This window comes from Flavobacterium plurextorum (assembly GCF_024638035.1).
In the GTDB taxonomy this organism is placed as follows: Bacteria; Bacteroidota; Bacteroidia; order Flavobacteriales; family Flavobacteriaceae; genus Flavobacterium; species Flavobacterium plurextorum.
In genome coordinates this window covers 5,530,710-5,552,834 of sequence record NZ_CP100442.1, presented here as the reverse complement: position 1 = coordinate 5,552,834, position 22,125 = coordinate 5,530,710, and the positions used below count along the sequence as shown (strand labels likewise).

At 32.0% G+C, this 22,125-nt stretch carries 27 protein-coding genes; 20 read left to right on the top strand and 7 right to left on the bottom strand.

Annotated features, from left to right (window positions below):
- Window positions 1-168: 168 nt before the first annotated feature.
- Together NLG42_RS24090 and NLG42_RS24085 are read left to right on the top strand one after the other, a co-directional pair.
- Window positions 169-825: a DUF6565 domain-containing protein gene (locus tag NLG42_RS24090; RefSeq protein WP_257682645.1), complete on the top strand. Its 657-nt coding sequence runs from the start codon at window positions 169-171 to the stop codon at window positions 823-825.
- Between the two features lie 177 nt (window positions 826-1,002).
- Window positions 1,003-1,461: a hypothetical protein gene (locus NLG42_RS24085; RefSeq protein ID WP_099719510.1), complete on the top strand. Its 459-nt coding sequence runs from the start codon at window positions 1,003-1,005 to the stop codon at window positions 1,459-1,461.
- Here the strand turns inward: NLG42_RS24085 and NLG42_RS24080 are convergent.
- The 3 genes from NLG42_RS24080 to NLG42_RS24070 form a co-directional block, all read right to left on the bottom strand.
- Window positions 1,454-2,260 (bottom strand): O-methyltransferase, encoded by an 807-nt coding sequence (locus tag NLG42_RS24080; protein ID WP_257682644.1) that lies wholly within the window; start codon window positions 2,258-2,260, stop codon window positions 1,454-1,456. The genes NLG42_RS24085 and NLG42_RS24080 overlap by 8 nt on opposite strands.
- Window positions 2,261-2,288: 28 nt before the next feature.
- On the bottom strand, window positions 2,289-2,759 hold the full coding sequence (locus NLG42_RS24075; protein WP_257682643.1) for an FKBP-type peptidyl-prolyl cis-trans isomerase: 471 nt from the start codon (window positions 2,757-2,759) through the stop codon (window positions 2,289-2,291).
- Window positions 2,760-2,863: 104 nt separating this feature from the next.
- Entirely contained in the window at window positions 2,864-4,726 is a 1,863-nt protein-coding gene (locus NLG42_RS24070) for an ABC-F family ATP-binding cassette domain-containing protein (protein WP_089052922.1), read from the bottom strand.
- A gap of 220 nt (window positions 4,727-4,946) precedes the next feature.
- Between NLG42_RS24070 and NLG42_RS24065 the strand changes: the two genes are divergently transcribed.
- Both NLG42_RS24065 and NLG42_RS24060 read left to right on the top strand, forming a co-directional pair.
- The gene (locus NLG42_RS24065; RefSeq protein WP_257682642.1) at window positions 4,947-5,378 is read left to right on the top strand and encodes a DUF6326 family protein; all 432 of its coding nucleotides are present in this window, start codon (window positions 4,947-4,949) and stop codon (window positions 5,376-5,378) included.
- 16 nt (window positions 5,379-5,394) lie between these two features.
- Window positions 5,395-6,084, top strand: coding sequence for a DUF4386 domain-containing protein (locus NLG42_RS24060; protein ID WP_257682641.1), 690 nt, complete (start codon window positions 5,395-5,397; stop codon window positions 6,082-6,084).
- On the opposite strand, the gene NLG42_RS24055 is transcribed toward NLG42_RS24060, so the two are convergent.
- Window positions 6,071-7,039, bottom strand: coding sequence for a T9SS C-terminal target domain-containing protein (locus NLG42_RS24055; RefSeq protein ID WP_257682640.1), 969 nt, complete (start codon window positions 7,037-7,039; stop codon window positions 6,071-6,073). The genes NLG42_RS24060 and NLG42_RS24055 overlap by 14 nt on opposite strands.
- A 197-nt stretch (window positions 7,040-7,236) precedes the next feature.
- Here NLG42_RS24055 and NLG42_RS24050 point away from each other — a divergent pair, with 197 nt between their 5' ends.
- Window positions 7,237-8,427 carry a DUF5009 domain-containing protein gene (locus tag NLG42_RS24050; protein ID WP_257682639.1) on the top strand — a complete coding sequence of 397 codons (1,191 nt, stop codon included), beginning with the start codon at window positions 7,237-7,239 and terminating at the stop codon, window positions 8,425-8,427.
- A 35-nt stretch (window positions 8,428-8,462) separates the two neighbouring features.
- Here the strand turns inward: NLG42_RS24050 and NLG42_RS24045 are convergent, their stop codons facing one another.
- Window positions 8,463-8,807: a hypothetical protein gene (locus NLG42_RS24045; protein WP_257682638.1), complete on the bottom strand. Its 345-nt coding sequence runs from the start codon at window positions 8,805-8,807 to the stop codon at window positions 8,463-8,465.
- Window positions 8,808-9,168: 361 nt separating this feature from the next.
- Between NLG42_RS24045 and NLG42_RS24040 the strand changes: the two genes are divergently transcribed.
- The 15 genes from NLG42_RS24040 to NLG42_RS23970 all read left to right on the top strand — a co-directional run bounded on the left by NLG42_RS24040 (window position 9,169) and on the right by NLG42_RS23970 (window position 20,066).
- On the top strand, window positions 9,169-10,350 hold the full coding sequence (locus NLG42_RS24040; protein ID WP_257682637.1) for a BamA/TamA family outer membrane protein: 1,182 nt from the start codon (window positions 9,169-9,171) through the stop codon (window positions 10,348-10,350).
- A gap of 31 nt (window positions 10,351-10,381) precedes the next feature.
- A complete protein-coding gene (locus NLG42_RS24035) occupies window positions 10,382-11,545 on the top strand; it encodes a glycosyltransferase family 2 protein (RefSeq protein WP_257682636.1) in 1,164 nt (387 codons plus the stop codon).
- Window positions 11,546-11,629: 84 nt separating this feature from the next.
- Complete coding sequence (locus tag NLG42_RS24030) at window positions 11,630-12,937, top strand: dihydrolipoamide acetyltransferase family protein (protein WP_089056247.1); 1,308 nt, start codon at window positions 11,630-11,632, stop codon at window positions 12,935-12,937.
- Window positions 12,938-13,147: 210 nt separating this feature from the next.
- Window positions 13,148-13,918: a 3'-5' exonuclease gene (locus NLG42_RS24025; protein WP_089052928.1), complete on the top strand. Its 771-nt coding sequence runs from the start codon at window positions 13,148-13,150 to the stop codon at window positions 13,916-13,918.
- Between the two features lie 76 nt (window positions 13,919-13,994).
- Window positions 13,995-14,606: a fumarylacetoacetate hydrolase family protein gene (locus NLG42_RS24020; protein WP_089056246.1), complete on the top strand. Its 612-nt coding sequence runs from the start codon at window positions 13,995-13,997 to the stop codon at window positions 14,604-14,606.
- Window positions 14,606-14,950: an Hpt domain-containing protein gene (locus NLG42_RS24015; RefSeq protein ID WP_257682635.1), complete on the top strand. Its 345-nt coding sequence runs from the start codon at window positions 14,606-14,608 to the stop codon at window positions 14,948-14,950. Before NLG42_RS24020 ends, NLG42_RS24015 begins: the two co-directional genes overlap by 1 nt.
- Before the next feature lie 222 nt (window positions 14,951-15,172).
- The gene (locus tag NLG42_RS24010) at window positions 15,173-16,426 is read left to right on the top strand and encodes a competence/damage-inducible protein A (protein WP_257682634.1); all 1,254 of its coding nucleotides are present in this window, start codon (window positions 15,173-15,175) and stop codon (window positions 16,424-16,426) included.
- 71 nt (window positions 16,427-16,497) lie between these two features.
- A complete protein-coding gene (gene rpmB, locus NLG42_RS24005; protein ID WP_008468080.1) occupies window positions 16,498-16,734 on the top strand; it encodes a 50S ribosomal protein L28 in 237 nt (78 codons plus the stop codon).
- 27 nt (window positions 16,735-16,761) lie between these two features.
- Window positions 16,762-16,944 carry a 50S ribosomal protein L33 gene (gene rpmG / locus NLG42_RS24000; protein ID WP_008253902.1) on the top strand — a complete coding sequence of 61 codons (183 nt, stop codon included), beginning with the start codon at window positions 16,762-16,764 and terminating at the stop codon, window positions 16,942-16,944.
- Between the two features lie 71 nt (window positions 16,945-17,015).
- Window positions 17,016-17,168: a DUF4295 domain-containing protein gene (locus NLG42_RS23995; protein WP_071634818.1), complete on the top strand. Its 153-nt coding sequence runs from the start codon at window positions 17,016-17,018 to the stop codon at window positions 17,166-17,168.
- 268 nt (window positions 17,169-17,436) lie between these two features.
- Window positions 17,437-18,390 carry a signal recognition particle-docking protein FtsY gene (ftsY, locus tag NLG42_RS23990; protein WP_089052932.1) on the top strand — a complete coding sequence of 318 codons (954 nt, stop codon included), beginning with the start codon at window positions 17,437-17,439 and terminating at the stop codon, window positions 18,388-18,390.
- A 7-nt stretch (window positions 18,391-18,397) separates the two neighbouring features.
- Complete coding sequence (locus tag NLG42_RS23985) at window positions 18,398-18,577, top strand: hypothetical protein (protein ID WP_257682633.1); 180 nt, start codon at window positions 18,398-18,400, stop codon at window positions 18,575-18,577.
- A gap of 280 nt (window positions 18,578-18,857) precedes the next feature.
- Window positions 18,858-19,298 carry a hypothetical protein gene (locus NLG42_RS23980; protein WP_089056244.1) on the top strand — a complete coding sequence of 147 codons (441 nt, stop codon included), beginning with the start codon at window positions 18,858-18,860 and terminating at the stop codon, window positions 19,296-19,298.
- A complete protein-coding gene (locus NLG42_RS23975) occupies window positions 19,279-19,575 on the top strand; it encodes a DciA family protein (protein WP_089056243.1) in 297 nt (98 codons plus the stop codon). Before NLG42_RS23980 ends, NLG42_RS23975 begins: the two co-directional genes overlap by 20 nt.
- Window positions 19,576-19,604: 29 nt before the next feature.
- Window positions 19,605-20,066, top strand: a complete 462-nt coding sequence (locus NLG42_RS23970) for a hypothetical protein (RefSeq protein ID WP_257682632.1) — start codon at window positions 19,605-19,607, stop codon at window positions 20,064-20,066.
- A 108-nt stretch (window positions 20,067-20,174) separates the two neighbouring features.
- Here the strand turns inward: NLG42_RS23970 and NLG42_RS23965 are convergent, their stop codons facing one another.
- Entirely contained in the window at window positions 20,175-20,594 is a 420-nt protein-coding gene (locus NLG42_RS23965; protein WP_089056241.1) for a nucleoside-diphosphate kinase, read from the bottom strand.
- 221 nt (window positions 20,595-20,815) lie between these two features.
- A complete protein-coding gene (locus NLG42_RS23960) occupies window positions 20,816-22,087 on the bottom strand; it encodes an acyltransferase family protein (protein WP_257682631.1) in 1,272 nt (423 codons plus the stop codon).
- Between the last annotated feature and the right edge of the window lie 38 nt (window positions 22,088-22,125).

Here is a 22,125-nt window from a genome sequence, read left to right as displayed (position 1 = left end):
TAGAATTGAAAATGCTGTTATATCATTTTGAGTTGTTATTGTGTAATTATCATGTTTTTTGAGTTTTACTGAATTATATTGTTTTTATTGCTACAAAAGTGATAATTATGTAATAAAACGCTTAAGGTTATAACTATATTTGTTATGTAATCTTAAATAATCAGAATTATGAAAAATATACAATTAGTTTCAGGAATTGCATTTATTGCGTTGATTTTTACGTCGTGTAAAGATGAGAAACAAGAAAAGGCTCAAAAAACGATTGATTCTTATGTGGCTTATGTCGATTCAGTTAAAAATGTAACTGCTGATGATTTGAAAGAAAATTGGAAAGGTGTAGAAACTGAATATGATAAAAGAGCTGAAGAAGCTCAAATGGCTTTAGCAGATATTAAAGACAATACTGCGGCAACGGAGAAAATAAATACGAGTAAAGTAAAGTATGAAGAGTTTAGAAATAAGATGACTGTCCTTTTTGCTCCAAGTCCAAGCCCAAAACAACAATTACGAAATGCCTTATTTGGTGAAGGCAAGATTGGTGATGATATGAATTTTGATTGGGTAAATGCTAAAAACATTCATAGTGTTTACCAGCAATTTGTTCATACAGTTGAAAATAACAAAGATAAGTATTCAAGAGAAGATTGGGATGAAGTTAAACTTATGTATGAGGCACTTGATAGCCGTAAAAATACAGTTGAAAAAGAAGGTCTTACCGCTGAAGATAACAGAAAAATCGCCGGATTGAAACTTAAATTTGCACCAATGTATACAGTAAACAGAATAGGAGCGAAGTCTGAAGAAACTGCTGCAGCTAAAAAATAAGCTTTTAAAAAAAAATGAGTTAGTAAAAAAAGACAATCATTTCTGATTGTCTTTTTTTGTCTGTTTTGATACATATTTATAAAATAATTTTACTTTAGTATCATAAACTAATACATATGGAGTTTTTTTTAGGTTTAAATATCTATTTTGAAATTATAATTATTTTGCTAATTACAATTGTGCTTTTCCGGTTGTGTTTTTTTTTTTAAAGGATTTTCGAGTTTTGAGTTTGCAGGTTTACTAGGGATTTTTGTTTCTCTATTTGTTGCGGTTTCACTATTTTTTTTAGCGTTAATTCAAACTCATTTTGTTGTAAAAATAAAAGAAAACTATGCTTTAGCAGAAGGGAAAATTATATATTATCATTCGGGGAAAGGAAGGAGACAAACAGGGAAAGTAGATTTCAAATATGTAGTAAATGAGGAATTGATATCAAATAGTGTTATTGAAAATGATTTTGTTGAAATTCCAGAAATAAAGCCAGATACTACTTTAAATTACTTAATAATTTACGAAGAAAACTTTCCTGAAAACAGCTTCCTTCTTTTTAATTACCCTATTACAAATTCTACTGATATGATTGAGTATAAGGAATTATTTAAAAAGGGAATACCTGATGATGTTTTTACTAATTAACTCTAATTACAAAATGTTCTTTTTCCTGTTCATATCTAAAAAATACAAATCCCCATTGAAAAGTATCGATCGTAACTTTTACTTTTGGGTGATTTTTTATGATTTCCCAAGCTTCTTCCATTTCTTGAGACCAATGAATGTCATCAAAAATCCAAACCGAATCGTTGTCGATTGTCGGCAGTAAAAGTTCAAAATAAGCTAAAGTTGCTTTTTTAGAATGATTACCGTCAAAGTAAATTAGATCGTAAATTTTAGTTCCGAAGTTTTGGGATAGATTTTCAGAAATTAAAAAAGATTCAAATTCAGAAATTATGTTTTCAACGTTTTTGCAATCAAATTTTTCTAATTGATTTTTTGCAATATTTCCCGTTTGTGCACATCCTTCAATAGTAGTAACTTTTGCTTTTGTTCCGAGACTTTGGGATCCAAGAGCTAAAGCTGAAGTTGCTAAACCTAATGAAGTTCCTATTTCAAGAATGTTATTTGGTTTGAAATAATTAGTCACTCTAAAGAGTAATTCGGCACGTTTTGGAGAAATTCCTGCCGTTGATGCAATTTTACAAATCTGTCTTTTATTAGATTTAAAGACTTTTGAACCTGCACCAAAATCAGTTACTTCAATGAAATTTTTGTTTTCAAGAAGTGACTTTCTGTAATTTTTTAGAATTTTATATTCTGGTTTAGGTTTCTTATCATAGAAACATTTTGTTAGAAGACTAAAAACGAAAGGCGAGTGAACACCATGTTCGTTTTTAGAATTCCAAAGAAATTTTAGATAAGATCGTATTTGGGAAAGCATTCTTATAATGTTTCGTTTTTTAGACGAATTAATTTACTGTAATAAGTTTAATTTCAAAAATTAAAACAGAACCTCCAGGAATCCCAGAAACAGCAGTACTGCCATATCCTAAATGTGCTGGAACAAACAAACGACCACTTCCTCCTTCTTTAAAAAATGGTAATCCTTGCTGCCATCCTAAAATTAACTTGTTTAATGGGAAAGTTGCGCCTGTGGAATTTTGGTCAAAAACTTTTCCATTGGTAAGAGAACCTTTGTATGTTACCGTAACAGATGATTGTGAAATAGGTTGTTTACCCGTTCCTTCTTCTGTAATAATGTAATGTAAACCAGTCGTTGTTTTTTTCGCCGTTAAATTGTTTTTAACTAGATAATCTGTGATTTCTTTTTCGTTTTCAACACTATAATCTATTTTTTCAGGAATTCTTTCTAATCCTGAATCACTTGTGCAAGAAATAAAAAAAGTAAGAATCGAAAAAGCAATTAGTAATTTTTTCATGTGGTATTTGTTTTAAAAGTCGTAAATATATAAAATTTGTTTTTACTCTATATTTTGGTCGGAAAATTCATTTTTTTTGAAAACGAAAATTTATAACTAAAATATTAACTTTCAAGTTTAGCAGAAAGCTCAAACCAACGCTCTTCTTTTTTATCTATTTTGTTTATGATATTTTGCAATTCGTTTGCTTTTTTCTCAATATCGGCGTCAGCAACTTTTCCGTCAGAGAATAATTGCTCGATTTTAGTTTTTTCGATTTCTAAATCTTTAATTTCTCTTTCGATTTTTTGATATTCTTTTTGCTCGTTGAAGCTCAAATTTCCAGTTGGATTGTTTTGTTTCCAGTCTTTCTTTTCAGCTTTGTTTTCTTCTTTTTGAGCAACATCGGCACTGTCTTCATAAGCGCGGAAATCAGAATAGTTTCCTGGGAAATTTTCGATTTCGCCATTTCCTCTAAAAACAAATAAGTGATCAACAATTTTATCCATAAAATAACGGTCGTGCGAAACCACCAGCAAGCATCCTGGATAATCTAGAAGGAAACTTTCAAGAACGTTCAACGTTACAATATCTAAATCGTTTGTTGGCTCATCGAGAATCAAAAAGTTTGGATTTTGAATTAAAACCGTACATAAATACAAACGTTTTAATTCTCCACCGCTCAATTTTTCGACATAATCGTATTGTTTTTTAGCATCAAAAAGAAAGCGCTCTAACAATTGTGAAGCCGAAATGATTTTTCCTTTTGCAAGCGGAATATATTCTCCATACTCCTTTATAATATCAATTACACGTTGTCCAGGTTTTGGATTAATTCCAGACTGTGTATAATAGCCAATTTTAATAGTATCGCCTTTTACAACTCTACCGCTGTCTGGCGGAATTGTTCCAGTTAGTAAATTTAAAAAGGTAGATTTTCCTGTTCCGTTTTTACCAATAATTCCAATTCTTTCGCCACGCTGAAAATCAAAGCTGAAATTGTCAAGAATAACGCGGTCTTTGAACTTTTTAGAAAGTTTGTGAAGCTCGATAATTTTGCTTCCCATTCTTTCCATATTAATTTCAAGCTCGACTTTGTTTTCTTTACGTCGGCTTTGCGCTTTTTCTTTAATTACATAAAAGTCGTCCTGACGCGATTTAGATTTAGTTGTTCTCGCTTTTGGCTGGCGGCGCATCCATTCTAATTCTTTTACAAAAAGATTTTTTGCTTTGTCAATACTAGAATTTTCAGACGTAATTCGCTCTTCTTTTTTCTCTAAATAATAAGAGTAATTTCCTTTATATTGATATAATTTACCGTTGTCTAATTCGATAATTTCATTGCAGACACGTTCCAAAAAGAAACGGTCGTGTGTTACCATAAACAAAGTAATATTTTCTTTGGCAAAATAACTTTCAAGCCATTCGATCATTTCAAGATCTAAATGGTTGGTTGGCTCATCTAAAATCAATAAATCTGGGCGATTAATTAAGATAATAGCCAATGAAAGACGTTTTTTTTGTCCACCAGAAAGGTTTTTTACTTTAAGTTTAAAATCTTCGAGTTTTAACTTGAATAAAATTTGTTTGTATTGTGTTTCAAAATCCCAAGCATTATGCTGATCCATTCCGTCAAAAGCTTTTTGATAGGCTTCTTCGTCATTTGGGTTTTCTAAAGCTTTTTCATAAGCTTCGATTATTTTAAGCGTTTCATTGTCTGAAGCGAAAATACTTTCCTCAATCGTAAGTTCATCCTGAAGATTATTGTCTTGCGACAGAAAAGCCATTCTAATTCCTTTTCTCAAAACAACTTGCCCCGTATCTGGTTCGTCTAAACCATTTATGATGCTCATGATAGTTGTTTTTCCAGAACCATTTTTGGCAATAAAAGCAATTTTTTGGTCTTTGTTGATTCCAAAAGAGATATTGTCAAAAAGGACTCTTTCGCCAAATGACTTCGATATATTTTCTACAGATAAGTAATTCATGAAGATTTCTAACTGAAAACTCAGTTTTTATTAATTAAAAATTCTAATAAGACGGCGCAAAGATAGCTTTTTGAATTAGAGAAAAAAAACGAGCAATTTTAAACCTGTTTTTCCTGATTTAATGTAAAATAGAATAAAAGCGTGACGCTAAAATGAATTACAAAACGATTGTAACAATTTGTGATGATATTCGTCATACTTAAAACTTAAATTCTTAATTATGAGTGATAAAGAGAAAAGTGTCAGCGATTTTGAAGATTTTAAAGTAAATACAAAAATCAAACTTTCGGCATTGTGGACTTCTGTAATGTTTTGTTATATCTATGGAGATTACTTTTCGCTTTATGTTCCAAAAAAAGTTGAGGATTTTATAAGTGGAGAAACACTACTTGATTCTCCTTTAAAATTATTTCTTGCGGCAGTTTTAATGACTGTTCCGGCTTTAATGATTTTTGCATCGACTGTTTTAAAACCAAGAATAAACAGATGGCTCAATATTGTTTTTGGAATTTTTTATACAGCAATAATGCTGTTGATTGCTTTTACTTCAATAACACCTTGGTGGAGTTTTTATGTTTTTCTGGCATTAGTAGAAAGTATTCTCACTTCGATAATTGTTTATAATGCAGTTAAATGGCCAAGACAAGTTTAATTTTAAAACATAAAAGATGACTGAAGAATCAAAAATAACGTTTAGAAATACAGGCAGAATTGCTGGCTTATTGTATTTTGTAGTTGTAATAACTGGAATTTTTAGTTTAGGATACGTTCCTTCAAAATTAATAGTTTGGGATAATCCGTCAGCCACTTTAACAAATATCGTTAATGCTGAATTTCTATTTCGACTCGGAATTGTGAGCGGTCTGATTTGTTATACTTTCTTTTTGTTTCTGCCGTTGGTTTTATACAAATTGCTTAAATCTTTCAATAAAACGTATGCCTTATATATGGTAGTTTTGGCCATTGTAAGCGTGCCGATTTCTTTTGTTAATATGCTGAATAAATTTGCGGTTCTCTCTATTATAAGTTCAGGTCAACAGCAAAAAGAGGAGATTATGTTTTATTTAAATCAATATGATTTCGGAAATTTAATCGTTCAAATTTTTTGGGGACTTTGGTTATTTCCTTTTGGATACTTAGTTTTTAAATCTGCAATAATTCCTAGATTTTTAGGTGTTTTATTGATGCTTGGATGCGTTGGCTATTTGATTAATTTTTTCGGAAATGCATTGTTTTCAAACTATTCTGAACTAGGAATATCGTCTTATGTAAGACTTCCTGCAAGTCTGGGAGAAATAGGAACTTGTTTATGGTTACTTATAATGGGAGCAAAAGATAAAATAATTATGGTTGATTAAAATATTGGCTTAATACTGAACTCAAATTTAAGTAATGCATTTGCTGAGGATTATTTAAGATTGGTTTGCGAATAAAAGATTCATTTGTAATAAAATAATGAAGTCCGTCTTTTGTCGCAATTCCTTCAATTTGATGAAAAGGGAGTTTTAGACTTATTCGACGTTTATTTCCTGATAAAAAATCTCCATTTTTAAAACCATATAATAAATACAGAAAAGACTTTCCTGTTTTTGAGTAACCGCATAACACAATTGTTTTTTTGTTTTCAAGAAAAACGGCTCCTGTAACTAAACCTTTTGTGTTAATTGTGCTTTTAAATTGTGCAATATGATTTCCTGTGCGATTGGGTAAAACGTAAATATTTGTTTGTGAAGATTTCCATTGTTTAGTAAACAGATAAATGCTGTCTTTGGAAACTATAAAAGCTTCGCAGTCAAAATTGGTTGTGTTTGGCTTCTTTGCAGAAAAATCAGTTTGATCAGAATACTTAAATGAAATTGTTTCAACACTTGGATTTTTATTCAAAAATGCTGTTTTGTTTATTTTTAGAATCTTTAAATCCGTTCGATTTCCCTTTGCATTATTTCCAAAATCGCCAATATAAATATGTGTGCTGTCTTGTGATATTTCTTCCCAATCATTATTCAAATTGTGCTCAAGAATAATTTTTCGTCTAATTTTTCCAATAGAATCCAATGCGTAGATCGTTTTGTCATGATCGTCATTGTGTGTCCATAACAAATTGTCGAATGCAATTAGTCCTGAAGTTTCTTTAACAGAGTCGCTTAATTTAATTGAATATTCAGGTTTTGCTTTTATATTTTTATAAAGACAGCTTCCGTTATTTTGAGTCGCTTTTGGATTGTAGTTTTTCGAAAGAGGATCAGTACAGCCAGAAACCTGAGAATAAGCTGAGGTGAAAACTATAAAGAAAAAGAAAATTACTTTTTTCATCTACAAATAGGTATTAACAAAAAACAAAAGTACACTATTAAGAGATTAACATAAAAAAGGTTTTTTTGTTGCATTTTGATTTTACAGTTAATTCTAGATTTTATTTCGAGATAGATTCTTTTTGAAATATTTTTTAGAAATAAAACGAGATTTCGTCTATTATTTTAAATTTGTTAGTGCCAAAAACAAAGTGCTTTATGAAAATTAAAGAAAATTTATACAATCAAAGGATTATATCGATAGATGCATTACGCGGAATTACCATTTTTGTAATGATATTTGTAAATGAATTGGCTAGTATAAAAGAAGTCCCGCAATGGCTTAGACATATGCCTGCAGATGCCGATGCGATGACTTTTGTTGATGTAGTTTTTCCTGCCTTTTTGTTTATTGTCGGCATGTCAATTCCATTTGCTTTCAATGCAAGATTGCTAAAAGGAGATAGTCCTAAAGTAATTTGGATTCACACTTTAAAAAGAGCTTTGGCTTTAATCATTATTGGTGTTTTTATGGTTAATGCCGAATATGGATTTGATGCTTCAAAAATGATTATTTCCCCAGTTCTTTGGGCACTTTTGGCCTACGCAATGCCAATTCCTATTTGGAATAAATATCCTAAAGATTTTCCAGTTTGGTTAAAATACAGTCTTCATTACGGCGGAATGCTCGTTCTGGTTATTCTTTACTTTTTGTACGTACAAGATACTGGAGAAATTGGAATAACACCTAAATGGTGGGGAATTCTTGGATTAATTGGCTGGGCGTATCTATTTTCGGTAATTTATTATTGGCTTGTTTCAGGACGATTATGGGCAATGATCGCATTTTTGTTTATTTGTGTAATTGCAAATACAATAAACCTAAGTGCCGATGTTCCGCTTTCAAATCTGCCTTGGTTTAAATTTATTGCCGGACATTTAACGCACGCTGCTTTAGTGAGCGCAGGAGTAATAATCTCGTTATTGTTTTTTGACAGGAAAACGCAGCAAAAAATAAACTGGCCCGTAATTGGTTTTGCTATTTTGTTTTTTGCAATTGGGTACTTTTTACGCCCTTATTTTGGAATTTCAAAAATAAAAGGAACTCCGTCTTGGACTATGTTTTCGGCTGGAATTTGTACCGTGCTGTTTTACTTTTTGTATTGGTTAATGGAAGTTAAGAAACAAACAAAATGGAGTTCGTTTTTTATGCCGGCCGCAGCAAATCCTTTATTGATTTACATTCTTCCCGGAGTAATTTACTATTTCTGCAAAGCTTTGGGATTTCATATTATTCCGGGTTATTTTAGAGTAGGAGTTCCAGGAATAATTTGGTCACTTGTATTTTCGACAATTATGCTTTTTGTTATGAAAGTATGTAATAAGTATAAAATTCAGCTTCATTTATAGTAAGTCAAACAAGAGATTCTATTTGTAATAAACGGTTAATGAATACGAACAGATTTTATTTCTAAAACTGCGTTTGATGTTGGATTGTAGTTTACAAAATTGAATTTACAAAGGTTGTGAATATTTAAAACCTTTCCGTTTGCAAGACCATCTTGCTTGAATTCTGTCCACGGAATTTTTATTGTTGTAAAATCTTTAGCCGATATCGGAAGATCGACTCTTGGGTGTGAGCCGCCATGTACACATCCAGTGCCATCTTCATTTCCTTCACGAGCTTGCAGTTTTATCAATTCATTTGATCTATAGGTAATACTAACGTATTTTGAGTTTTTGGATAAATTTGTGGGAGCGCCATCATTCGAATTAGATTCTGAAATCATCACATTCAGTTCAATTTCACCCGTCGGATTTTTTTTGCAGTAACTCTGATTAAGTCCTTTTCTTTTCTGATTTTATTAATAGTTTCCTGCGTTTCTTTTGTTGGACCTGCAATAAACCATGTCGAAGTTTTTACAAGATCTAAGTTTGAGCTCGAAAAAACGGTTAATGGTGAAAAACTGTATGACAACAGTAAGATTAAAGAAAAAAGAAAATAGTTCAGGATAATCGACGGTTTGTTTTTCATAAATGAAGATGTTTCACCATCAAAAATATAATTTTCTTTTTTATTATTTTGAAAGAGTTACCTATTCTAAATAAAATTTTAAATTTGTAAGAGGTTGTTTCCGAAAACTTTACGAAATGAAAAAAGCAAAATCAGTACTTGTTTTATTTTTCTTTTTTGCGATGTCATTTTGTTACGCGCAAAATGATTCCATTTCGAATAATCAGAAAGACATTTTAGATGTATTGTATAAGCTTTTTCATAAGAACGATTCTATTCGAATAAAATCAGAAAAAAAAGTAGCTTTTTCTTTGCTTCCAGTTCCTATAGATGCTAATAAAAGTGCCGGATTAGTAGTGTCATTTTTAACCACATTTTATTTAGGAGACAGCAAAACAACACGAATGTCTCAAATTACTTTTTCTCCTTATTTTAGTTTCACCAAACAGTACGTCTTTCCAGTGCAGTCTTATATTTATACGGCAGATAATAAGTGGAATTTTATTGGAGATTACCGCTATATGATTTATCCGCAAGATACTTATGGTTTGGGCGGGCATAATACCGAAGATAAAATGTCGACCTTAGATTATCAGCAGTGGAGATTTTATCAGTTTGCAACCCGAAAAGTTATTGGTAATTTCAGAATGGGATTAGGTGTATTGTTTGATAATTATCAAAATATTTCTGAGGATTCCTATGTAGATGAAGAAACGGATTATTCTAAATATATGAACGGCGATTTTACAGATGAAACTTCATTAGGATTTGCAGTTCAAGGTTTGTATGACTCCAGAGAAAACAATGTAAATCCAGAACAAGGCTTGTATGTTGAGGCAGATTATAGAATGAATACAAGTGGAGTTGATGGTAAAAAATGGAATTCTATTTATTTTGATGCCAGAAAATATCATTCGTTTAATAAACACAAACATCGAGTTCTGGCGTACAGAGCTTTTTATTGGTCGACTTTTGGCGGGAAACCGCATTATCTTGATCTGCCAAGTATTGGTTGGGATCGAGATGGGAAAACGGGTCGCGGTTTTACTAGAAATAGATTTAGAAGTAATGCGCTTATTTATTTTGAAACCGAATATCGAACTGATATTTCAAAAAATGGTTTTTGGGGCGCCGTATTTTTTACCAATATTTCCTCAGTTTCAAAATTAGACACCTATCAGTTTAGTAAATGGAATCCCGCTGTTGGAACAGGATTACGTATCAAATGGAATAAACAGAATAATAGTAATTTGGTGCTGGATTTTGGAGTTAGTAAAAACGATTGGTCGCTGCGATTAGGTTTAACCGAAAATTTCTAACTTCCCCAAAAATCAAATTACTTAAAATTTCATGCAATTATCGGTTGTTATACTTAATTATAATGTGCGTTACTTTCTCGAACAATGCGTCTTGAGTGTTCAAGAAGCACTTTTAACACTTGATGCCGAAATTATTGTAGTAGATAATAATTCATCTGACGATAGTTGTTTGATGATGAAAAATAAATTTCCTAACGTTAGATTAATTCAGAACAATCGCAATTTTGGTTTTCCAAAAGGCAATAATATTGGAGTTCAATATGCAGCTGGAAAATATATTTGTATTTTAAATCCAGATACAGTTGTTGCAGAAGACACATTTACTAAAATTTTGGCTTTCGCCGAAGAAAAACAAGATTTAGGAATAATAGGCTGTAAATTAATTGATGGCACGGGAAGTTTTCTGCCAGAAAGTAAACGTGGTACTCCAACTCCTTGGGTTGCTTTTACAAAGATTTTTGGTTTGTATAAAGTATTTCCAAAATCAAGCATATTTAACCGTTATTATGCGCAGCATTTAAGTAAAGATCAAAGCGGAAAAGTTGAGATTTTGGTGGGTGCTTTTATGTTTATGAAACGAGATCTTTACCTTGAACTTAAGGGTTTCGATGAAAATTGCTTTATGTATGCAGATGATATTGACTTGTCTTATCGTGCGCTTTTGATTCAAAAATCAAATTATTATTTTCATGAAACCACTGTTTTGCATTATAAAGGAGAAAGTACAGTAAAGGATGAAAAATATTTCAAGCGTTTTCAAGAAGCGATGAATTATTTTTATCAAAAGCACTTTAAGAAATCTTGGTTTTTTACATTTTTTATTCAAATAGGAAGTTTTGCTTTTTCATTTTTCAAAATGTTTCAAGGGAAAATAAAAGTAAAACCATCGCCGGAAAGTTTTATTTTTTGCTCCTCAAATCAAATTTTGTCTGAAAAATTACCTTCTATTTTAAAAAATAAAGTGCAGTTTTTCGATTTAAAAAAAGAAAAAATGGTAAATTCGTCCCTGATTTTTAAGGGTAAAAGAGTTGAGATTATTTTGGATAATCAGTATGTTTCATTCAAAAAATGTATCAAAATCATAGAAACTCTTAAAGATAAGAACATTACTTTTAAGATTTTCTCTAAAAATACAAATTTTATAATTGGAAGCGATTCGCGAAATGACATGGGTCAAATTGTGGAAATTGAGTAAAAAATTATATTAAATGTAATTTATATTTAAAATATTCAGTAATTTCGCAATCTGATAATCAAAATCACCCTTGAGGATAACAATATGGCAAGATTTGAATTAAAACTTCCAAAAATGGGAGAAAGTGTCGCTGAAGCAACCATTACAAACTGGTTGAAAGAAGTTGGAGACAGAATTGAAGCTGATGAAGCTGTACTAGAGATTGCAACTGATAAGGTTGACAGCGAAGTGCCAAGCGAAGTGTCAGGAGTTTTAATTGAACTATTGTTTGGTAAAGACGATTTAGTTCAAGTAGGACAAACCATTGCTATTATTGAAACAGAAGGTGATGCTCCAGCTGCGCAAGCTGTTGAAGAAACTGTAGTTCCTGTAGAAGCAGTAGAAATTGAAAAAACAATAGAAACGGTTAAAGAAGCAGTTTCTGTACCGCAAGATTTTTCAGGATCAGATAAATTCTTTTCTCCTTTAGTAAAAAATATTGCAAAAGAAGAAGGTGTTTCTGTCGCTGAGTTGAACAATATTGCAGGTTCAGGAAAAGATGGACGTGTAACAAAAGAAGATATTCTAAAGTTTATAGAAAATAGAAAATCAGGCGTTGCTGCTCCGCAAACTGCAGCTGCACCAAAAGCTGCAGAGCCAATAGTTCAAAAAAGTCAGCAGGCAGTTCCAGTTTCTGTTAATGGAGGTGATGAAATCATCGAAATGGACAGAATGCGTAAACTGATTTCAGGATATATGGTTGCTTCAGTTCAAACTTCCGCACACGTACAGTCGTTTATTGAAGTTGACGTTACAAACATCGTAAAATGGAGAGAAAGAGTTAAAACTGCTTTTGAAAAAAGAGAAGGAGAGAAGCTTACTTTTACGCCAATTATGATGGAAGCAGTTGCGAAAGCATTAAAAGATTTCCCAGGAATGAATATTTCTGTTGATGGAGATTATATCATCAAAAAGAAAAATATTAATTTAGGAATGGCAGCCGCATTGCCAAACGGAAATCTAATTGTGCCTGTAATTAAAAATGCAGATCAGTTAAACCTTGTTGGAATGGCAAAAGCTGTCAACGATTTAGGAAACCGTGCAAAAGCAGGAAAATTAAAACCAGACGATACACAAGGCGGAACTTATACAGTAACGAATGTTGGAACATTTGGAAGTGTTTTTGGAACGCCAATTATCAATCAGCCTCAAGTTGGTATTTTAGCTCTTGGAGCGATTCGTAAAGTACCTGCAGTTATCGAAACACCAGAAGGTGATTTTATCGGAATCCGTCAAAAAATGTTCTTGTCTCACTCTTACGATCATAGAGTTGTTGATGGAGCTTTGGGAGGAAGTTTTGTAAAAAGAGTAGCAGAGTATTTAGAAGCTTTTGATGTAGATCGCGATTTTTAATCGATCGATATTTAGATACAAACCCGGAAATTAGTTTTTCCGGGTTTTTTGTTTGTAGGAAAATAAGAAGATATGATTAAGAAGAAATTGTTCGCTGCTAAATTTTGATGTTAAAATGTAAAAAAGGGACTTGTTTAGGGGAAAAAAATAAAAATTTGCAAAGGAAATTCCGCTTTAAAAATTACATTTGTAAACTTATAAAATTTAAAAATGGAATTAAAGCTTAACAAACCAATTTGTTTTTTTGATCTAGAAACTACTGGAATTGATATTGGTAAAGACCGAATTGTAGAAATTTCGATATTCAAAGTTTTTCCAAACGGAAATAAAGAAAGTAAAACTTGGTTAGTTAATCCTACTATTCCAATTCCGCCGCAAACAACTGCTGTGCATGGTATAACTGATGAGAAAGTGGCAAATGAGCCAACTTTTACAGAGTTAGCGCCGCAGGTTTACAATATGATTAAAGACAGTGATTTGGGAGGTTTTAATTCAGATCGTTTTGATATTCCATTATTAGCAGAAGAATTGCTTCGTGCAGGAGTTGATTTTGATATGAAAAATAAAGTTTCTGTAGACGTGCAGACTATCTTTCATAAAATGGAAGAGCGTACATTAAGTGCGGCTTTGAAGTTTTATTGTGGAAAAAGTCTTGAAAATGCCCATTCTGCAGAAGCAGATACAATGGCAACTTACGAAATTTTGAAAGCACAATTAGATCGTTATCCAGAATTAGAGAATGATATGAAATCATTGTCTGAATTTACAACCCGAAAAAAAATAGCAGACTTTGCGGGAATGATTGCTTTTGATAAAGACAATGAAGAGATTTTTACTTTCGGAAAACATAAAGGAGCAAAAGTAGAGAAAGTGCTGGAATCAGAGCCGGGTTACTTCAGCTGGATTCAAAATGCAGACTTTCCTTTGTATACCAAAAAAGTTTTAACAGCAATTAAATTAAGAAAACTAAATACGAAATAAGGTTCTAAGACGCCAAGATTCTAAGAATCGAACTTCTTAGTGTCTTAGTGCTTCAGGATCTCAGCACCTTTAAAAGATGAAGATTATTTGTATCGGTAGAAATTATACCAATCATATTGAGGAGTTAAAAAATGAACGACCAGATGAGCCTGTGGTTTTTATGAAACCAGACTCTGCAGTTTTATTGAAACAGCATCCGTTTGTAATTCCGGAATTTTCTGAAGAAGTTCATCACGAATTAGAAGTAATTGTGAAGATTAATAAAGTTGGAAAATATATTGAGCCAAAGTTTGCGAACAAATATTACGAAGAGATTAGTGTAGGTATTGATTTTACAGCCAGAGATTTACAAGATAAATTAAAAGCAAAAGGATTGCCTTGGGAAAAAGCAAAAGCTTTTGACGGGTCTGCGGTAATTGGTGATTTTTTGCCTAAAAGTGATTTTGTTTCGTTAGAAAATCTTACGTTTGAACTCAAGAATAATAATGAAACCGTTCAAAAAGGAAATACAAGCTTTATGCTTTGGAAAATTGATGAACTGATTTCGTACGTATCACAATTTTTTACCTTAAAAATTGGAGATATTATTTTTACTGGGACGCCTGCGGGTGTTGCATCGGTTAAGCCTAATGATATTTTAGAAGGCTTTTTAGAAGATAAAAAATTATTTAGAATACAAGTAAAATAATGGCCTTAAAGTATAACCTTTCGAAAGTGTACGCGCTTTCAGATAACGATCCTGAATTTGTAAACGAAATTCTTAATTTATTTGTTACAGAAGTCCCTGAAGATTTAAAACAGATTAAAGAAGGAATTAAGAAAAAGGATCACAAATATGCCTATTCTTATGCTCATAAAATAAAGCCTACATTAGATTTAATGGGGTTAAATGTTGCTTTTGAAGAGATTCTGCAAGTAGAAGCTTGGACAAAAGCCGAGGGGAAGAAAAAAGATATTATAGAGACTTTTAAAAGTGTAAAAGTACAAGTTAAAGATGCAATCAAAGAAATCAAGAAAGATTTTGATTTGTAAGATTTAAACTTCCTTAATTCTTATTTTTTTTATGAAAAGAATAAGAATTAAGGATTTCTTCTATTGTTGAGGTTATTCTTTAGTTTCTAAAAACTTCGTTTAACACATATCTGGTATTTGTTGTAAAAAGAATCCAGTTTTTATTTCCTTATAAATAAAGCAAAAACAGCAATCGACTTTCTAATAACAACTTGCAGTACGGCAAGTGAAAATAATATTTATATGAAGGCAGCTATTATAACTATTGGAGATGAAATTTTGATAGGTCAAATTATTGACACAAACTCCGGTTTTATTGCTAAATCACTCGATCGAATTGGTGTTGAGGTTGCGGAAATGATTTCGATCAGTGACGACAAAAAACATATTTTAGATACTTTTGAGCAATTGCAGAACAAAGTTGATGTTGTGATAGTGACTGGCGGTTTAGGGCCTACAAAAGATGATGTTACAAAGAAAACTTTTTGCGAGTATTTTAATGACGAGTTAGTTGTTAATCCAGAAGTTTTGGCGCATGTAACACAATTAATAGAAGGTTTTTATAAAAGACCAATTTCGCAATTAAACAAAGATCAGGCTCTTGTTCCGTCAACTTGTACAGTGCTTCATAATCAAGTGGGTACTGCGCCGGGTATGTGGATGAAAAAAGAAAATACCGTATTTATTTCGCTTCCTGGAGTTCCGTATGAGATGAAATATTTAGTCGAAGAAGAGATAATTCCAAAAATAGTTAAAGAATATAAGCGTCCCTATATCATTCATAAAACTATTCTGACCTATGGTCAAGGAGAGAGTTTAGTTGCGGAGCGTATAGAAGCTTGGGAAAATAATCTGCCTGATTTTATAAAATTAGCCTATCTGCCAAATCCAGGCAGAGTACGTTTGCGATTAACAGCCAGAGGAACTGATAAAGCCGAGTTAGAAAAAGCAATAGAAGAGAATGTAAAATCTTTAGATGCTATAATTCATGATATAATAGTTGGTTACGAAGAAAATGAAACAATAGAAACTGTAATCGCTAAATTTCTTTCCAGACAAAATAAAACGATTTCAACAGCAGAAAGTTGTACTGGAGGAAGAATTGCTTCGTTGTTGACTTCGGTTGAAGGCTCTTCGAAATATTTTAAAGGAAGTATTGTTTCGTACGCAACAGAAGCTAAAGTCAATGTTCTCGGTGTTTCGCAGGATTTGATAGATGAATATTCGGTAGTTAGTGCACAGGTTGCATCGGCTATGGCTTTGAATGTGAAAGAAATACTGAAAACGGACTATGCAATTGCGACAACTGGTAACGCCGGACCATCAAAAGGTGATTCAGATGCTGAAATTGGCACCGTTTTTATAGCTTTGGCTACCCCAACTGAGATAATTGTAGAAGAATTTAACTTTGGCCAACCACGTGAAAAAGTGATAGATAGAGCCACGATTAAGAGTTTGGAAATTTTACAGAAAGAAATTTTAAAAATTGTGCAATAATTTTTTGCTACAATGGTTTATTTTTCTTTTCTTTGCACCCTGATTTTGAATAACGATAAAAGATAAGTATAATGTCAAGAGTTTGTGACCTTACAGGTAAAAGAGCGATGGTAGGAAATAACGTTTCTCACGCTATGAACAAAACTAAGAGAAAGTTTTCTGTAAACTTAGTTAAAAAGCGTTTTTATCTTCCAGAAGAAGATAGATGGATTACTCTTAGAGTAGCAGCATCTACGATAAAAACAATTAATAAAAATGGAATCACTGCTGTTTTGAAAAAAGCACAGTCAGAAGGATTTATCAAATAATCTTTTCCTAAATAAATATATAGCAAGATGGCAAAGAAAGGTAATAGAATCCAAGTAATTTTAGAATGTACTGAGCACAAGACTTCTGGTGTTCCAGGAACTTCTAGATACATTACAACTAAGAACAAAAAAAATACTCCAGACAGATTAGAGATTAAAAAATTTAATCCAATCTTAAAAAGAGTAACTGTTCATAAAGAAATTAAGTAATAATTAGAGATTTATAAGTCTCAGTGGTTTGGCCATTTGAGTTTTATAAAACTTCAAATAACATTTGAATCATGGCAAAGAAAACCGTAGCATCGTTACAAACATCTTCTAAGAGATTATCAAAAGCCATCAAAATGGTGAAATCTCCTAAAACTGGTGCATATACATTCGTAGAATCTATTATGGCTCCTGAAGAAGTTGATAATTTCTTGAAAAAGAAATAATTACATTTACAATATATAGAAAAGCTACTTTCATTCGGAAGTAGCTTTTTTATTTTTTATATTTGTTTAAAAATTTGTAGAAACCATACAATTTGTGTTTTTTTTAAACATTAGTTCCCGCCATACTCTTTATCTTTACTCGCCTAAAGAAGGCAAGCAAAGGATATCGTTCCTGTCGGGGTTAAATTAAAAGCAAAAGGTATTCTATAAGCATTAGGATTGTTTTAAAGCCCTAAAGAAGCAATCTACAACTAACAATAAATAAAAAATGAGTTTTTTTAAAAAATTATTCTCTACCGAAAAAAAAGAGACTTTAGATAAAGGTCTTGAAAAAACGAAAACTACTTTTTTCTCTAAGTTAAGCAAAGCTGTTGCAGGAAAATCGAAAGTCGATGACGACGTTTTAGATAATCTTGAAGAAGTTTTGGTAGCTTCAGACGTTGGTGTAAATACTACATTGAAAATCATCGAAAGAATTGAAAAACGCGTTGCCGAAGATAAATATTTAGGTACAGCCGAATTAAATCAAATTCTTCGTGATGAAATAGGTGGTTTATTATCTGAAACCAATACAGGCGAAGGAACAGAGTTTGATATTCCAAAAGATAAAAAACCATACGTTTTAATGGTGGTTGGAGTAAACGGTGTTGGAAAAACTACTACAATAGGTAAATTAGCTTATCAGTTTAAAAAAGCGGGTTATAAAGTGGTTTTAGGTGCTGCAGATACATTTCGTGCTGCTGCAATAGATCAGTTACAAGTTTGGGCTGATCGTGTTGATGTTCCAATCGTAAGGCAAAATATGGGAAGTGATCCTGCTTCTGTAGCTTTTGATACTTTGCAATCGGCTGTAGCTCAAAATGCAGATGTTGTAATTATTGATACTGCTGGACGTTTACACAATAAAGTTAATTTGATGAACGAACTTTCTAAAGTGAAACGTGTTATGCAGAAAGTGGTTGAAGATGCGCCGCATGATGTGCTTTTAGTTTTAGATGGTTCAACAGGTCAAAACGCTTTTGAACAAGCTAAGCAGTTTACTGCTGCAACAGAAGTAACATCGTTAGCAGTTACAAAATTAGACGGAACAGCAAAAGGCGGTGTTGTGATTGGTATCTCAGACCAATTTCAAATTCCTGTAAAATATATTGGTGTTGGCGAGGGAATTGAAGACTTACAAGTCTTTAATAAATATGAATTCGTTGACAGTTTCTTTAAATAAAATAATAATGAGTTTTTCTTCTTTAAAAAATATATCGGCAGTTGTATTTTATTTTGCAAGTGTGGTGTGTTTTGTTTTAGCAAATGTTTTAAGAGACAGCAGTCTTTCTTTTTACTATGTTCTGCTTGTTCTAGGAATAGGATTCTTTTTTATGGGAGTTCTTAAAAGACTGCGTAATAAAAATTAAGTATTTTATTAATTCTTAAGAATCTAAGATTTCGTTAAGTTATAATAGACAGCCTTTTTGGCTGTACTTATGGTTTAATGGTAATCTTATTTTTGTTTTTATTAATTTTACTTCTTACTTCTTTTGAATTATATAAGTTTATCTTTGTGATTCACTAAATTTCTTTTGAAAATGGGAGTCCTAGCCCTGATGGGAGCGGTATCCTTTTTCTGGCTTCTTTAGGCAGGAAAAGATATAGCAGACAGCAGGAATCAGCTCCAAATTAATATTATAAATTATTATGAAAAACACTTTTATGATTTTGGTTTTATCGCTTTTGTTTATAAGCTGTAAACAAGAAATAAAACCCGCAGATATTGAAAAACTTAATGGTTACTGGGAAATTGAAAAGGTGGTTTTTGATAAAGGTGAAGAAAAAGCGTACGGAATGAATGAGAACTTTGATTATTTTCAAATAAAAGGAAATAAAGGTACTCGTACGAAAGTTATGGCGCAGTTAGATGGTACTTTTTTAACTACAAACACTTTTGAAAATGTTGCAGTAAGATTTACAGATAAAGGAACTTTTTTGGATTATAAAACTGATTATGCCAAATGGAGTGAGGAGTTGATCTCTGTTTCAGATGAAACGTTTGTTGTAAAGAACGATCAAAATAAAGAATATCATTATAAAAAAGCAGGACCAGTTAATATTTTAGAAAATGGCAAAAAGACTAAATAATCAAAGTACAATTGGGGATGTTTTACAGCAAATTATTCAGGTGAATAAATTGCAGCCTGGAATGGATCAGATCGATGTAAAAGAGGCTTGGAGACAGTTGATGGGAAATGGAGTGAATACATATACTAGAAATGTTGTTTTAAAAGGAAGCACACTTTATGTTGAGCTTGGGTCAGCCGTTTTAAGGGAAGAGTTGAGTCATGGGAAATCTAAAATCGTTAAGATGATTAATGAAGAATTAGGTCGTGAGGTTGTAAAAGATGTAGTTTTAAGATAGACTTATTTAAAGTTATAGAGAGTTAAATTATGATAGTCGTAAAATCTAAGTTTAAAAAATTTCCAATTGTTTTAATTTCATATTTGAGTGCATTGCCGCTTTTGGCTTTTTATTTATGTTTTATTTCGCCTAAGGAAAATACAATATTAGCCATTTTGTTTTTATTGTTTATTGTTGTTTTTTGGTTGACTATATTGAAGACTAGAGCGAACAGCATAAAAATGTATGAGGATAGTATAAGTGTGAAACGTTACTTTGGATTAGGAAAATCTAAAGTATATAAATACGCTGAATTAGATGGTTTTTCTACTATATTCGAGTCTGGAAAAGGCAGTCTTTATGAGTCTGTTTTTATTCTTGAGGAAGGAAAGAGAGTAGGTTGTATTTCTAGTTTTTATCATAGTAATTTCAATGCTTTAAAGTCAAACTTGAAAGAGAACTTAGTCGATATAGCCGAAATGGAAAGTACTTTAAAAAGTGAGAACGCTTAATTGTATACATAGATTAATAAAATAGAAAAGCCGTTTCAAATTTGAAACGGCTTTTTTATTATGTACAAAGTTCAATAATTATTAATTATAGAACTCTAAAATCATAAATTAGAATTGCTCTCTTCCAGCAAAATGGAATGCACCTTCGATTGCAGCATTTTCGTCGCTGTCAGAACCGTGAACTGCATTTTCTCCAATAGAAGCAGCGTATGCTTTACGGATAGTTCCTTCAGCAGCTTCAGCAGGATTTGTAGCTCCAATTAAAGTTCTGAAATCTTCTACTGCGTTGTCTTTTTCTAAAATTGCAGCAACAATTGGTCCGCGTGACATAAATTCAACTAATTCTCCGTAGAAAGGTCTTTCTGAGTGAACTGCGTAAAATGCTTGTGCATCAGCTACAGTTAATTGAGTTAATTTTAATGAAACGATTTTAAAACCACCATTAGTGATCATTGCTAAGATATTCCCGATGTGTCCGTTTGCAACAGCATCTGGCTTAATCATTGTAAAAGTTCTATTTGTTGCCATTTTTTATTTTATTAAATTTTGTGCAAAAGTATACTTTTTTTATGAATTGATTTTAATAATTTCATAATTAAAACATATTAGAATGATGTTTTAACTAAGAAAAGTAGTTTTTAAAACCATATAAGTGATATAAGTTCATTTTACAAATACGTTATGCTTTGCGGAGATTTCTTGCGCGCCGTTATTTAAGTAAACTTATATCACTTATATGGTTAATGAATTTAAACTTTGAATATTAATTTGTTTCTGTAGAAGATCCATAAAATAAACGTCCAAATGCAAACATAGGTCAATGCGCCAGCCAGTGAAGCGGTCATTGGATTGCTGAAAAATGGTGCGATTCCAAAGCTATACAAGTAATTTAATAAGTTGATTTTCTCCGAGATATTATGCGGATTCTGAAATTCGATCATTACTAAAGCCTGCGGAATAATCTGCGAAGTAAAGAAAACAATCATAGGATTTACGCCCCAAATTAAAAATGGTTTGAAGCCTTTCTTGTAATTAGCAATATCAATTATATAATATAAAATCGTTAGAAATACGGTGGCTAATCCTGTAGTGTACAAAACATAACTGCTTGTCCAAAGTGATTTGTTTATTGGAAAAACGATGTCCCAGATTAAGCCAAAAAAGATAAGTATCGTGCCGATGATACCCATTTTTTGTGCTTTTTGTATTTTTATAGTATTTGCTTGTAGAACCTGCCCAATTAATAAACCGATAATTCCGTTCACGATTGATGGAATCGTACTTAAGATTCCTTCAGGATCCCAAGTTATGGTTCCGCGATACATATGTCCTTTTAGTAAAACACTGTCGATCCAAGAAGCTAGATTTGTTCCTTTTTCAAGGTTAGCTTCGCCAGTTCCAGGTACAGGAATTAAAGTCATGATTGCCCAATAGCCAAATAGTAATAGGATTCCAGTTATGATTTGTGTTTTTTGAGACGTTTTTAAGTACAAAAGAGAAACGACAAAATAAACGATTGCAATTCTTTGTAAAACTCCCGGAAGTCTTACATTGCTATAAGCTTCAATACCGCTGTAAGCTAGAAATAGATAAATAAAGAGAATTGAAAAGGCTAGTATGTTTTTGACTTTGGAACTGAAACTTCCCATTAAAGCATAACCTACAGCAATTGTAATGGCTAATCGGCCAATTAAAAGTGGAATTCCTTCCAATCCAAATAGCTGAATTTTCCCAAAGAAGTTAAAGAAAATCCCTAAACAAAGCATTCGCAAAGAACGAACTAGGATTTTATTAAAAGTGGAGTCGTCATAAAATTTATCCGGCATTGCCAACGGGACGGCAACTCCCATTATAAAAATGAAAAACGGAAATACCAAATCAGTAGGTGTGCATCCATTCCAATCGGCATGTAATAAAGGCGGATAGACATTGCCCCAATCGCCGGGGTTGTTTACAATAGTCATCAATAAAATAGTGAGTCCTCTAAAGACATCTAACGAAATCAAGCGCTCTCTGGTCATAATTTTTGGTAAATAGGTTAATTTTTGCTTTTATAAAA